This window comes from Occallatibacter gabretensis, assembly GCF_001449115.1.
Taxonomy (GTDB): Bacteria; Acidobacteriota; Terriglobia; order Terriglobales; family Acidobacteriaceae; genus Telmatobacter; species Telmatobacter gabretensis.
Genome location: NZ_LAIJ01000001.1, coordinates 301,518 through 315,424 on the forward strand (window position 1 = coordinate 301,518; position 13,907 = coordinate 315,424).

Annotated in this window: 10 protein-coding genes; 9 read left to right on the plus strand and 1 reads right to left on the minus strand. The window is 51.3% G+C overall.

The genetic code is table 11. The features are described 5' to 3' along the window. Positions 1-112: 112 nt before the first annotated feature. The 4 genes from VO84_RS01180 to VO84_RS01195 all read left to right on the plus strand — a co-directional run bounded on the left by VO84_RS01180 (position 113) and on the right by VO84_RS01195 (position 6,310). The gene (locus VO84_RS01180) at positions 113-1,102 is read left to right on the plus strand and encodes a glycosyltransferase family 4 protein (RefSeq protein ID WP_197413850.1); all 990 of its coding nucleotides are present in this window, start codon (positions 113-115) and stop codon (positions 1,100-1,102) included. 67 nt (positions 1,103-1,169) lie between these two features. Further along, positions 1,170-3,398, plus strand: coding sequence for a GumC family protein (locus VO84_RS01185; RefSeq protein WP_157439654.1), 2,229 nt, complete (start codon positions 1,170-1,172; stop codon positions 3,396-3,398). A 156-nt stretch (positions 3,399-3,554) separates the two neighbouring features. Then, positions 3,555-4,940, plus strand: coding sequence for a hypothetical protein (locus VO84_RS01190; RefSeq protein ID WP_058185443.1), 1,386 nt, complete (start codon positions 3,555-3,557; stop codon positions 4,938-4,940). Positions 4,941-5,080: 140 nt separating this feature from the next. Beyond that, positions 5,081-6,310, plus strand: coding sequence for a glycosyltransferase family 4 protein (locus VO84_RS01195; protein WP_058185444.1), 1,230 nt, complete (start codon positions 5,081-5,083; stop codon positions 6,308-6,310). Here the strand turns inward: VO84_RS01195 and VO84_RS21965 are convergent. Further along, positions 6,307-6,903 carry an LbetaH domain-containing protein gene (locus VO84_RS21965; RefSeq protein ID WP_082661596.1) on the minus strand — a complete coding sequence of 199 codons (597 nt, stop codon included), beginning with the start codon at positions 6,901-6,903 and terminating at the stop codon, positions 6,307-6,309. The two genes, VO84_RS01195 and VO84_RS21965, sit on opposite strands and share 4 nt — an antisense overlap. A 390-nt stretch (positions 6,904-7,293) precedes the next feature. Between VO84_RS21965 and VO84_RS01200 the strand changes: the two genes are divergently transcribed. The 5 genes from VO84_RS01200 to VO84_RS01220 all read left to right on the plus strand — a co-directional run bounded on the left by VO84_RS01200 (position 7,294) and on the right by VO84_RS01220 (position 13,812). Continuing rightward, positions 7,294-7,530 carry an acyl carrier protein gene (locus tag VO84_RS01200; protein WP_058185445.1) on the plus strand — a complete coding sequence of 79 codons (237 nt, stop codon included), beginning with the start codon at positions 7,294-7,296 and terminating at the stop codon, positions 7,528-7,530. Positions 7,531-7,713: 183 nt separating this feature from the next. Continuing rightward, a complete protein-coding gene (locus tag VO84_RS01205; protein ID WP_058185446.1) occupies positions 7,714-9,645 on the plus strand; it encodes an HAD-IIIC family phosphatase in 1,932 nt (643 codons plus the stop codon). Continuing rightward, positions 9,642-10,850 (plus strand): SGNH/GDSL hydrolase family protein, encoded by a 1,209-nt coding sequence (locus tag VO84_RS01210; protein ID WP_058185447.1) that lies wholly within the window; start codon positions 9,642-9,644, stop codon positions 10,848-10,850. Before VO84_RS01205 ends, VO84_RS01210 begins: the two co-directional genes overlap by 4 nt. 203 nt (positions 10,851-11,053) lie before the next feature. After that, positions 11,054-12,298, plus strand: a complete 1,245-nt coding sequence (locus tag VO84_RS01215) for an MBOAT family O-acyltransferase (protein WP_197413851.1) — start codon at positions 11,054-11,056, stop codon at positions 12,296-12,298. 80 nt (positions 12,299-12,378) lie between these two features. Then, positions 12,379-13,812: an SDR family NAD(P)-dependent oxidoreductase gene (locus tag VO84_RS01220; RefSeq protein ID WP_058185449.1), complete on the plus strand. Its 1,434-nt coding sequence runs from the start codon at positions 12,379-12,381 to the stop codon at positions 13,810-13,812. Positions 13,813-13,907: the final 95 nt, after the last annotated feature.

Consider the following 13,907-nt stretch of genomic DNA (forward strand, 5'->3'; position numbering starts at 1 on the left):
ATATCTGAACGCGTGTCTCCAGGAACTCGCCAGCCGCGAGGGAGTCCAGCTTTTTGTTTCGCATAAAGCGCCGGCACTTGATGCTCCGTTCGATGAGAGTCAGTTCGCGTGGATGCAGAATCGCTTCATGTGGCGCGAGAATGGCGAACTCGACGCGCTCGAACCAAAACTTCGAGAATTCAATCCTGAAGTTTTGATCTTCGCTGGATGGGCCGTTCCGGCGTACCGCCGTATGGCGAAAGCGTTTGCTGGAAAATGTCTGCGAATCATGACGATGGACAACTGCTGGTTAGGAACCGCGAAGCAGCGTTTGGCCACGTGGATTGCACCATTTTATATACGGCCGCTAGCGGATGCAGTATGGCTGCCGGGAGAACGACAGGCGGTTTTTGCTCGGAAGCTTGGGTTTGAACAGCGAGAAATTCTTCGCGGCCTCTATTGCTGCGATCAACGCTACCTCGAAGCAATCCACTCTGACAGGCTTTTGGCAGGATCGTCAGTCTCCCACGCATTTTTATTTGTGGGCAGATTTGTTCGAGACAAGGGAATTGACACACTGGTCAAAGCGTATGAGATGTATCGTGCGCATACTTCCAATCCCTGGCCTCTGATTTGCTGCGGTGCTGGCCCCTTACGAACTCTCCTGGAGAATAAGCCCGGCATTCAGATTGAAGGTTTTTTACAGCCCGAACAATTGCGCTCTCGATTTGGACATGCAGGATGCCTTGTCCTGCCAAGTGACTTTGAGCCGTGGGCAGTTGTAGTACATGAGGCTGCGTCTGCCGGTCTACTGATCCTGGCCTCAGAAAATGTGGGAGCAGCTGTCCATTTGGTCCAGGATAACTACAACGGCTATATCTTCGGCGGAAAAGATGCGTCTGGTTTAGCGGCTCTTTTGGAGCGAGTAAGCGCTATGGCGGATGAGCGCCTTGGCGAGATGTCTCGTGCAAGTCATTCTCTCTCTCTCCAATTTTCCCCGCGCCGCTGGGCGGAGACTCTATTGGATGTAGCCGAACAATGGGCCAAGGGAGCGAAAGCTGCTGTGCCAGGCACCGTTGCTAACAATACCAAGCAAGCAGTTCATGTAAAATTTCCAGTATAATCTGGAATTTTCAATTCAATTTCTTCGCTAAGTTCTAACTTCATCAAGACAACATGAGGCATCTACATTGATCAACGAGAAACCCAGTATCACCGAAATTGAACCACCTTCTCAACGGTTCAGGCAAGGCAATGGAGCTTCTGAAGAAGTTTCGATGGATCGCCTGATACAGCTGGTTAAAAAGCGTGGATGGATTGTCTTGGTTGCAGGGGCTATCGGCTTGGTCATTGCCATTGCGGCAAACTTCGTGATGACGCGCATGTATACGGCAAGGGCCAAGATAGAGGTTACAGGCGATATTTCGGGCGAATTCCGTCTTGAGCAGATCGCAGGCGCTGCTGCCGGCGGCGACATGGACGCTCAGAAGATCGATACAGAGATTGAAAAAATGCGCAGCAGGACGCTGGCGCTGGATACGATTCAATCGCTGCATTTAGACAAGGATCCAGATTTTCTTAAATGGAAAGAGCGCCCTTGGGATTTATCGAAACCGGCTGACCGCTTATTTCTGATCGACGCTTTTTTGGGTTCTTTGAAAATAACCCGGCTGACCCAAACAAGCCTCATTGAGATATATGTAACAACCCGGCGTCCTGATTTATCCGCTTTAATTGCACATACTCTTGTTGATAAATACATCGAATATTCATTTAAGGAAAGTTATGGTTCTACACAGAAAATATCAACGTGGTTGAATGGGCAGCTCGACACGCTGAAAGCCAATCTGCAGACAAGTCAAGAGCGCATGGTTGCCCTTCAAAAAGACGTCGGTATTGTAGGAATAGGGCAGCAGGAGCAGAGCGTTACTGTATCGCATTTGGCAGAGTTGAATAAAATCCTGGCAGATGCGCAGGCTGATCGAATGCTCAAAGAGGCTGCATATAGATCATTGTTGGGTTCTGCCCCGGGAGTTGTAGATGCTTTTTCGCCCCAGGATGCGGCATTGCAGATTTCCAGAGAGAATCTGGCTCAGCTCAGAACTCAGTATGCAGCTATGACTCAAACCTATGGACCTGCATACCAGGGTGTGCAGGCACTGAAGGGGCAAATAGAGACTCTTCAAGCGGAAATCATCAAAGCAGAAGCCGCTCAAGTTGCAAAGGCGCAGACCGCATTCAATTCAGCGCAATCAAACGAAGGTCAGCTGCGTGCAGCCTTGGATCAGGAAGAGCAGAACGCTTATAAGGACAGCTCGAAAGCCATCCAGTTTGAACTTGCACGCGAAGAATACCAGGCAAATCGATTGTTGTACGACGGTATCCAGGAGCGCTTGCAAGAGGCCGGAATTTTGGCAGGTCTGCATTCCACGTCGGTTCATATTGTCGAAGATGCAGATACTCCGACCTTTCCAAGTGAGCCTCATAAACTCCTGAATATGGGTGGTGGTCTGGCAGTAGGCTTGATTTTAGGCGGTATTCTTGCCCTGATTATGGAGGCAATGGACACGAACCTTCGTACGATTGAGGATGTCGAAACTTCGTTGAACCTTCCACTTCTTGCAGTACTTCCCAAGGTAGAAGGGCCTGAGATACGTGCAGTTAATTTCATTAAGCATGCAGCCTCCGGACAAAGTGGATCCTGGTCTAAGATAGGCGAAGCATTGCGGGGCCTCAGAACATCGATTCTGCTTTCCACAGCAGGTGCGCCCCCGCAGGTTCTGATGATATCCAGTACGCGCCCCGCGGAAGGAAAAACTTCTATTGCTATCCTTGAGGCAATCATCTTTGCTCTCAACGGAGCGAAAGTTTTACTGATCGACGCTGACTTGCGTCGGCCCGCGGTTCACCTTCGCGTCAAAGGCGAATATATCGACGCGAACTCTTCCCGCAATGCAGGGCTTTCTTCGGTGCTTTCGGGCAAGACAACATGGAAAGAAGCCGTCCAGGTGTGGCCTGAGCTTCCCAATCTGCACCTCTTGCTTGCTGGCCCGCTGCCGCCACTGCCCTCCGAACTGCTTGGATCCAAGCAGATGGAGAACCTCATCGCCGACCTTCGTCCGGAGTACGATTTCATCTTCATCGATACCCCTCCCGTGCTCACGGTAACTGATGCTTCGGTACTCGGCCGCCTCGTCGATGGCGCGGTGCTCATAGTTCGTTATGGAGAGGCGCGACGCCAGGTAATCTCTCGCAGCGTTGAGTTATTGCAGCGCTCCGGCGCGAACCTGCTGGGAGTCGCACTCAATATGGTTGATTTCGGCGCACCAGAATACTCCGAGTATTACGGACGTCAATACTACAACTACTATGGGCCGCGCGAATCGGAGGGAGAGAAAGAGGCAGAACGCGAGTCGTAAATATTCAATGCTATCCAAAAACTGCTCAGCACTTGAATCATCGCGTGAGAGGTAAACTTCGAATGTCGATCTCAACTATTCCAGCTAAACGTCAGTAGTGCTTACAAGACGGCTCTCGGGGATATCTGTTACGGATATATTTGCTGAATGAGGCTTATGGCAACTGGAACTCTAACTGGCCCTCAAGTCACTCGACGCCGTCAGCGGCAAAACGAGTGGGCTAGGTCTCTGATTGGCGATATCCTGGCTCTTCTCGTCGGCCTTGGATCCTGTTACTCGTTTACACTGATCGGTGACATTCATCTTAGTGAGATAATTCTCATCCCGTCACTTGCACTTCTGTTAGCAGTACATTCCAATCGCCTGCAGTTGCGCAAGCGAAGATTGGGCATAATAGTTGTCTTACTGCTGGCCTGGCTGTTTAGCCAGGTTATCACCGATATTTATAGATTGACCCCTTTGAAGGATTGGATAAGGGGGCAGGCAAATATCCTCTTCTTTTTGATGGATTTAATAGGACTTGCGATTCTGCTTAAAGGAAACATGCGCCGCCAGATGGTCTTTCTTTTTGGTCTGGCGATCGGAGTGACGCTATCGGCCAAATTGCAGCCCGGTCTATATCAAGGAGAGGCAGACGCTCTTAAATTTGCATATTGCTGGTCTATTTTGTATCTCGTCGCCGTTGCCAGCAGCTATTTCTACGGGCAGGGCCGGTATGCAATTGTGGGATTGCTAATGATCGGCGACATCGGTTTCAACATTCTGTTTAATTTTCGTACGATCGTGCTCACGATGTTTGTTTCTGCTTGTTTGGTTTTGCCGATTATTCCCGAACGAATAGGTCGAGTTAGAATTCTTCCCCCGGCCCGAACACGAGCCAGGGTCCTTGTTACAGTAGGAATCACTTTGATTGCGGGAACCATGATAGGAAAGACCATGACCTTGCTTGCTGCTTCAGGAGCACTTGGCCATGAAGCCCAGCAGAAAAATGAAGTCCAGACTACAGCAGGATGGGGAATTCTAATAGGCGGAAGACCGGAGATCCTTGTATCTTCGCGGGCTGTGATAGATAGCCCTATACTTGGGCACGGATCCTGGGCCAAAGATCCAAAGTATCATAAGATGCTTGTCGACATAGAAACTGAATATGGCATAAAAGTGCCGCAAGGATCAGAATCGAGATATGGTGGTCTGATTCCAGCCCACTCTCATCTCATGAGTGCATGGGTTGATGCAGGAATACTCGGAGGCATATTCTGGATATATATTCTCGTGTCGACCGTTAAGTCACTTCTCAAAGCCTCAATGTCACAGCTTCCATTAAAGCCAGCCTATATTTCGCTTCTGGTGTTATTCCTGTGGGATATTATGTTTTCCCCATTTGGTGGCTTACGTAGAGTTACGGTGGGCTTTATGATTGTGCTTATCTGCGACGTTCTAGACCCGGATTCGCCTGGCCGCCAGATCATCGCGCAGACGCTTTCACGCGCGCAGATTCCTCTGCACCCCCGCAATCTCGGAAGGGTTTCTCCACGTTATTGACACGCTTTCTGATGCTTGCAATGTCAGATTGCAGGCAAAGTACACTATGTCGGAAGTCTAGCCATATCGCAGCCTACTTGCGAGTTCCTGCCAATGGATTTCAAAACTATAAGCGCGTGCATTATTCAACGAGGGGTTAAGTGAAAGTAATTATTACTTCAGGCGGAGGTAAGCTCCACTTTCATGAAACCGTCCGGGCTGTTGCATCGACGGGATCGAAGGTAGATTTCATCACGGGTTGGGTGCCAGGACCTGACGCGGACGCCCTGGTTGATCACCTGGGACGTTTGATTGGTGAACGTGGGTTGGCCGGCCGCATGCGGGCTCGTCGCGTGGAAGCGCCCGGCGTGACGATTCGGCCACTGGCATTCGCTGAATTTCTCGGTCGCGGCCTTATCTATCTAAGTAAAACCAGACTGGTCAAGCCATACATAACTTCCGCGTGGGCTTTTCAAGTTATGGGGATGGCAAGTCGTAAATATTTGCATAATGGAAATATCTTCCATGTACGCAGCGGTGCCGGCCAGGGGGGAGCTATCCGCACGGCACGTGGAAACGGCATGAAGATAATTACGGATCATTCCATCGCGCATCCAGCCTATATGCATGCAGTGCTTAGAGACGAATATGCGCAAGCTGGACTGAAGTATGACGGAACCGTTCAAAAAGGATTATGGCGCGTCGTGCTCGACGATTGCGAGCAGGCGGATCGCTTGCTTGTGAATTCTGATTTTGTTAAGCGAACCTTTATAGATGAAGGATACTCTTCCGAGAAAATTGACGTGGGTTATCTGGGCGTGGCGCCACGCTACTTTCATCTTAAACAGCGTTATGATTGCGATGGTCCAATCAAGCTATTGTTTACAGGAAACTTTGACCTTCGCAAAGGCGTACGCGTTTTATTGGAGGCAATTCGTAAGGTTCGACAAGGCGGAGTAGATGTTCGCTTACGATTAATCGGTAACATAACAAACGGACATATTTGGATAAAAGATTCGGACAAAGAGTTTCTAACACACACACCATTTGTTCCACCCGAAGCTATTCTTCCAGCACTTTCAGAGGCGGATTTATTTGTCTTTCCAACCTTGATTGAAGGTTGCTCCCGCTCCGCAATGGAGGCGGCCGCGGCAGGTTTACCAGTGATCACTACGGAGAGCTCCGGTTTGCCTCTCGTCGATCGAAAATCAGTTTTCTACGTGCCGCTAAATAATGTGGAACGTTTGGCTGAAACCATCGCGGAAGCTGCGAAAGATCAAGCGTTGCGGGAGTCGATCGGTAGAGAGGCCGCTAATACAATTGCCCGCTCCTACACCTGGCCTCAGTATGGACAACAGCTTCAGAGTTTGTATCAGAAGCTTTTAAGTTAATGCTGGCTCGGGAATTCTCTGGTCTTTACTTTAACCGCCGGTACGCCTGCATAAACTCCCCATGGCTCAAGGTCGCGAGTTGCAACTGATCCAAGCCCCAGAACAGCATATTCTCCAACATGGACGCCAGGGCAAACCGATGCACGTGCACATATCCAGGCATAGGGCCCAATGGTCATGGAATAAGCCAGCAGTGGAAATGCGGGGTCGTCGAAATCGTGGGTGGCGCCGCATATATATGCGCCCTGAGAGACTATGGCGTGCGATCCAAATTGCATCGGGGCAGGGTTATAGATTTCAGCAGCATCTCCAGCGGTAACCTGGTCAGCGCAGGTCAGGTTCCAGGGAGCCCATATTTTTGATCCAGGATAGAAGTGGCAATTCGGACCCATCTTCGCGCCGAATGATCTGAGAAGAAAAGATCGCCAGGAATGTAATGGACGCGGCGAAGTTCGATAAAAAAAGAGCCAGCAAAAGTTCCAGATGAATCTGCGTAATTTGTTCGCAGTTGAAAATGATGCTCGCCGGTATGGATCACCGGCTGTGTTTGGAGCGATATGATCTGCCGCGTTGTAATGAAGATGTTTGGCCATATCTGTATCCTGGGTCTCCGTCTGTTCTACTTAGATAACTATTCTGGAAGATGCGGAAAGAAAGGTTTTCGCATCGATTTCAAGGGCAGTGACGGCTAAGTAAAAGCATAACAAAGTGGATCAGTAATCGCATGCGCAAAGGAAAATGATCCCGACTCATCGCGCACACATGAATACATAGATGCAGTTCAATTCACAGCGAGTGGGGAGGGGCGTTTGTTCCTTGAATCAGTGAGGCTGAATGTGCTAACCTTCAGCTTAGAGAGGCGTTTGCTTCTTATCAAATCAAGCTAATGCAATGAGATAGGTTCGCACTGGAAAGCGCGAATCCTCCCAAAAATCTTAGAGAAGCTTTTAATTGCCATCATAAAAATGAAACGGGAGCCTTGAATGGACGAACAGCAAATATATGCTCGGCTGACAGAAATATTCAGCGACGTTTTTGATGACGATATTCAAGTGAATCCTGAACTTTCGGCCAAGGACGTGGACGGTTGGGACAGTCTCTCGCACATTCGGCTGATTCTTACGATTGAAAGAGCATTCAAGATCAAGTTTTCGACCTCGGAAATTGGCAAGCTGGAAAATGTAGGCCAACTTGTTGCGCTGATTAAAGCGCGCGCCTGAAGGTCTATTGCTTATTTTTTAGAGACGTTTGGATCGGTATCGCGAGAGAGTGATACCTGCGGCAGCTGGGAAGTTCCAGAAAGTACTGTCCTGAAAAACATTCGACCTGGCTTATATGAGAGCCGGTGCTAAGCCTGCCGGGAATCTCCTTCAGGCAGTCATCACTTCTACGGAGACGTGCTGATGAACTCACTATATTCAGAGTTGCAATGGCTTCCACGCGCACAAGAAGGGTTCTCAGAAAAGCTCAAGGGAATAGATAGCGCAACAGAGCCCCTGGGCAATCTGCTTCAGGCGCTTGCATTGCCCGCTCTCGACATCAATCAGTTGACCAAGCTGGCCAAGGCGCTCAATCGGCTGCGTTCCGGACCGAAATCGCTTAGCCCACTGGTGCCGTTCAAGCTTGCAATTTTGAGCAACTCGACAGTCGAAATGATTGTGCCTGCTCTCGTGGCTTCGGCGTTGAGATATGGAATTGCGCTCGAGGTAATTCAGCCTTCTTACGATCAGGTCGCGCAAGAAGCGCTTACGCCTGACTCCAAGGTGAATATCTCTAAGCCGGATGCGGTGCTTTTCGCGCTTGACTATCGTGCGCTGCCCTTAAAGCTCTCTCTCGGAGACCCGGATGCTGCTTCTGGCACGGTGCAGGGAACAATCGGCTACCTGCAGGCGCTGAGCAATGGCATTAAGACAAATTCGAATGCGCTTTGTATCTTTCAGTCCTTTGCTCCTCCGGTAGAGGCGCTCTTCGGTAGTCTCGATCGCACGTTGCCCGGTACGCTTCGAAATCTGGTCGAAAACATTAATCGAGAGCTTGGGGATTACGTCCTTGCTTCTGGAGACGTGCTGTTAGATATTGCAGGGCTTGCGGAAACAGTAGGTCTGGCTGATTGGCATAACCCCCAGTTATGGAATATGGCTAAGTTCGCCTTTTCGGATGAATTGATACCGCTCTATGCGGATCATGTTGCTCGCACCATCGCATCCATTCGTGGCAAAAGCAGGAAGGTTCTCATTCTGGACCTGGACAACACAGTCTGGGGAGGAGTGATCGGCGATGACGGACTTGAAGGCATCAAGGTGGCGCAGGGTGATGCGCAGGGAGAAGCCCATCTTGCGGTTCAACGCATGGCGCTGGATCTGCGCCAGCGCGGAATCGTTCTTGCCGTTTCATCGAAGAATACAGACGAAGTAGCGCGTCAACCGTTTGAGAAGCATCCAGAAATGCTTCTTAAGCTCGATCATATTGCTGTTTTCCAGGCCAACTGGAACGATAAAGCAACAAATATTCAAGCCATTGCCAACGAGCTTTCACTCGGTCTCGACTCGATGGTGTTTCTGGATGATAACCCGGTTGAGCGTGGCCTCGTGCGTCAGTTGCTGCCGCAGGTGGCTGTTCCTGAGCTGCCCGAGGATCCAGCCTTTTATGCGAGAACGCTTGCTGCTGGCGGCTACTTTGAAGCAGTTGCCTTTGCGGCAGAAGATTTGAAGCGTGCCGGCTTTTACCAGGACAATGCCAGGCGCGTGACGCTGCAAAAGCAGGCAGGCGGCGTCGATGCCTATCTGGCCTCGCTGGATATGGCAATTCAGTTTCAGCCCTTTGATGTAACTGGCAGAGCGCGCATCGTGCAGCTCATCAATAAATCGAATCAGTACAACCTGACTACGCGCCGCTATACCGATCCTGAAGCAGCTCAGGCTGAGGTCGATCCGGAAGTCTTTACGCTTCAGGTGCGGCTCACCGATGTTTTTGGCGACAACGGCATGATCAGCGTTGTGATTTGTCGGCCAGGCGAACCCGAAGTGTGGGAGATCGATACATGGCTGATGAGTTGCCGCGTGCTTGGACGCAAGGTTGAGCACATGGTGCTTCGTGAGATTCTGGAACACGCCCGCGCTGCCGGCATCAAAAAGCTCCTTGGCGTTTACAAGCCTACGGATCGCAATAAGCTTGTCATTGATCACTATGCCAAACTCGGATTCACCAAGACTGCAGAAGAAGAATCCGGACTGACGCGCTGGGAATTGATAGTTGAAGGAGCTACTCCTGACGTCGCCCCGATGAGGGTCGTATCGAGCGGCTTCGGGACGGTAAAGGAGACGACGCTGGTATGACGGTTCCAGGCCAGGGCTCTGACGGCGCCGCCTCCAATGTTCAGGGAAATCGCAAAGTCTCGTCAAAGGATTGGATTATTCTGCCGCTGATCGGCCTTCTGACGATAAGCGGCCTCGTGATTGCTACCGAACTCGCCGCGCGGCGCATCTATTACAGGGCGCCGTCAAAGAGCAGCAGATGTCTGGTGTATAAAGATCCAGCAACGGGCCTCGGTGTGATGCCGAATACCGTCTGCAGAAACTCCGATACAGGGCAATTGATTGAATACCGTTTCAATGGCTGTGGGTTCCGCACAGATCTCTCCTGCACTCAGAAAGCGCCCGGAACTTACAGGATCGTCATGCTCGGTTCGTCGACTGCGATGGGCCTCGGCGTTACTCAGGAAAAAACCTTCGCTTCATTACTGCCCATCGAACTCTCTCAACTAACAGGACGCAACGTAGAACTTTATGACGAAGGCCTTACGGCAAACCATCCTGAGCTGATCGCACGCTGGTTTAACCAGGCACTTGAGCCGAAACCTGATCTTTTGCTCTGGGTCGTTACTCCCTACGACGTCCAGGTCAGCGGGGAAGCGCCGGAAGCGGAACCAGAGGCACAAGCAGGCGCAGTGTCAAAAGCGCTGTTTTTTTTGAAGAACCGCCCTAAAGACGAATCCTTGCTGGATGCAATGCGATCCGTGTGGACGGATTATTCGAGAACCGCGATACTTCTCCGGCATACTCTGTACAAAAGCCAGAGCCAATTTCTCAGGTCCTACCTGGTAGGGGATGGCGTGTCGGGTTATATGAAGACGGAGCCCACTGAGCTATGGCAGAAACGCCTGAAACTATTCGATAGTTATGCCGCAAGCATAAGTGCCCAGGCAAAGGCTGCCGGGGTTCCATTAGTAGTTGTGCAGCTTCCATCGCGCGCGCAGGTAATCATGGCTGCTTCTGGAGACCAGACGGCAGGATATGACGCCTATGCACTGAATCGCGAATTAAAAGCTATCGTAACCAGTCACGGCGCAGTGTATATGGATGGCTTGCCCGGATATCGCGCCACCTATGACATCGATCAGGTCTTCCAGCTCGCGGATGAGCATCCGAGTGACGGAGGCCACGCTCTGATCGCAAGAGAATTGTCAGAGCTACTCACGGATGGCACGATTCCGGAACTCAAGGCTGTCTCAAGCACTCAACCGCCGGTAGCGCGGAAGTAGATCGCATAACTATGGATACAGCCTCATTTCAATTCGTGTTCTTTGGTTTGGCGGTCGCGGTCCTGTCGAATTTTAGCCGCTCGCGTGTCTGGCGCTCGGTGGTGCTCTTTGTTGCCAGTCTCGTTTTTATCGGTCTCTTGACGCATGACCCTGTGTCTCTTTTGCCGCTGGCGGGCTTCTTACTGCTGGGCTATGGATGCCTCATGGCACTTGAGCACGGATGGGCCAGGCTGATGGTATGGAGCATTCTGGCAATCGTCTTTGCGTATGTGTGGCTCAAGAAGTATACGTTTTTGCCTGAACAGAGCTTTCTTCACTTTCCGTATTTCACGCTTGGCCTCTCTTACATCTTTTTTCGTGTACTCCACTTGTTGATCGAATCAGGAGACGGAGTCGAGAAGAGGCATGTCGGATTCGGCGTCTATCTTCTCTACACGCTGAACTTCACAACCTTCGTTTCCGGTCCCATCCAGCGCTACGATGACTTCGTCCGCGACCAGTTGACCAATGAACCTCCTCCGCTCAATGCTGCCATTGTCGGTCTGCAGTTAGAACGCCTCGTGCGTGGCTTCTTCAAGGTCAACGTGCTTGCCATGTTTTTGCAGGCATATCAGCAGGATGCAATCTTGCAGATGGGCGAAATGATGCCGCTTAATCTGAAGTTGTATGCCGCCGCTCGACTCTTCGCTCTATATCCTCTATTCCTGTATTGCAATTTTTCGGGTTACATTGATCTCGTCATTGCCATCGCGAGATTGATGCGAATCACTCTGCCGGAGAACTTCAATCGTTCGTTCAGCGCTGCCTGCGTCATCGATTTCTGGAGTCAATGGCACATGACGCTGTCGTCATGGTTTAAGTCTTACGTCTATAACCCTCTGCTGCTTGCGCTGATGCGTCGAATTTCGTCGCTGACGATCGAGCCTTTCCTCGGTGTCTTTTGTTTCTTTGTGACGTTTTTCCTGGTGGGTATCTGGCATGGGCGTACATCGCAGTTTGTGATCTACGGCCTCTTAACCGGCCTTGGAGTTTCAGTAAACAAGCTTTGGCAGGTAGCCTTGACTCAGGCAATGGGCCGCAAGAGCTATAAGAATCTGGCAAAGAATCCTGCCTATCGCGCATTTGGCCGGGGCCTTAACTTCTCCTGGTTTGCATTCACGCTTATCTGGTTTTGGGGAGACTCGAAAGAGATTCACGGCATTTTTGCGGCGCTCAGTCCAGCGCTGTGGCTTGGCGTCTGGGCCGCAATATGGCTATCTGCTACCATCCTGCTGGCTCTTTGGGAGATTACGCGCGCGGCGTTGCTGTCGCTCAAAACAAGCGATGGTCCCATGCTCACCAGTCGCTATGCTCGTGTGGTCTACGCATCAGCGCTGGGTCTTGCTGCTCTCTTCTTCACAGCGTTATTGAGCCAACCTGCGCCGGGTATCGTCTATAAGGCTTTTTAGCCTATTCCCTGCGGTCAAGGTTTCAAATCAGTTTGCTAGCTGTAATCTTCATTCATCGCTATTAGGGGAAAAAAGATAACGTGAAAAGCCTGGCGCAGCGAGCGTTTACTCTCGACGATCAACTACGATTTGCATCCATCTCGGGCGACTCAAACCCAATGCATATGGATGCTCTGCAGGCGCGTCGTACTCAGGCCGGCGCACCGGTGGTCCACGGTATACATCTACTCCTGTGGGCACTTGATTCACTCGCCCATGCGCTTCCGGAACGGCCCCAACTCCGCAATCTGCGTGTCCACTTCAATAAGTTTGTATACCTGGATGAGCCGGTCGAAGTGATTTTGGCCGAGTACAGTCCCAAAGGCGCGCGGTTACACGTAGCCGTTGATGGCATTCCGCGGTCAAAGTTCAACGTAACATTCGGCGACGTTGCTGCCGAATGTCCATCCATCTCCGACGCACTATTACCGCTGATCGTAATTCCAAATTCCGCATCCGATCTGAAGTTCGAAGAGATGGCCGGCCTCTCTGGCCGTCTTCCATTCCGCATGAAGCCTGAAGACGCGCAGGCATCCTTTCCCTCCGCTACGCAATGGCTGGGAGCGCAACGCATTGCGTCTCTCGCGGCCAGTACATGCCTCGTCGGCATGGTTTGTCCCGGACTGCATTCCATTTACAGTGAGTTGTCAGTCAAGGCCTGCACAGAATCCAGCGCGCAAAACTTCCTCGACTTCCACGTTTCGCAGGCAGACGAGCGTTTCCGTTCGCTCGAACTGGAGATCGCCGGAGGCGGACTGACCGGTACTGCGTATTGCACCGCGCGTCTGCCACCAGTAGAACAGGCCTCAATGCAATCGCTTGCGGGCCTGGTTTCGCCGGGAGAATTCGCCGGGAGCACCGCACTTGTTATCGGCGGCTCTCGCGGACTCGGTGAGCTGACAGCAAAGTTGATCGCTGCCGGCGGTGGTCATGTTCTGATCACCTGGAAAAATGGAAAAGATGATGCAGAAAGAGTGGCTCATCAAATTCGATCTGCCGGCGGCACGTGCGATACGCTTCCTTACAACGCCGGCAAACCAGCTTCAGAGCAATTGACGTCGCTTGCTCACATACCTTCTCATGTCTATTACTTTGCCACGCCTTCTATCTTCCGCCCACAATCGGAGATGTTTACCGCAAATCGCCTCAGGGAATTTGAAGAGATCTATGTGAACGGATTCTGGCAGTTGATCCGCACGTTGCGCCCTCTGCAGCCCGGACTCTCACTCTTTTATCCTTCTTCGGTTGCCGTGGAGGAACGCCCTCGCGGCATGACGGAATACACCATGGCCAAGGTCGCCGGTGAGGTCTTATGCGCTGATGTGAATGAGTCGATGGCGCCATTACACGTAACCATCAGCCGCTTGCCGCGGCTTCTCACGGATCAGACAGCAAGTGTCGCCGCCACGGAAACTGAAAATCCAGTGGATGTCATGCTGCCAATAATCCGGGAAGTGCAGTCCTGGCCGCGGTAGTGAAAAGGCCGTACTGTTAGCTCCTGCTCATTCGCGCTTACGGAAAACTTTCGCGGCAAACAGAGTTCGTGTAAGCTTTTTTCTACCTGAAAGCT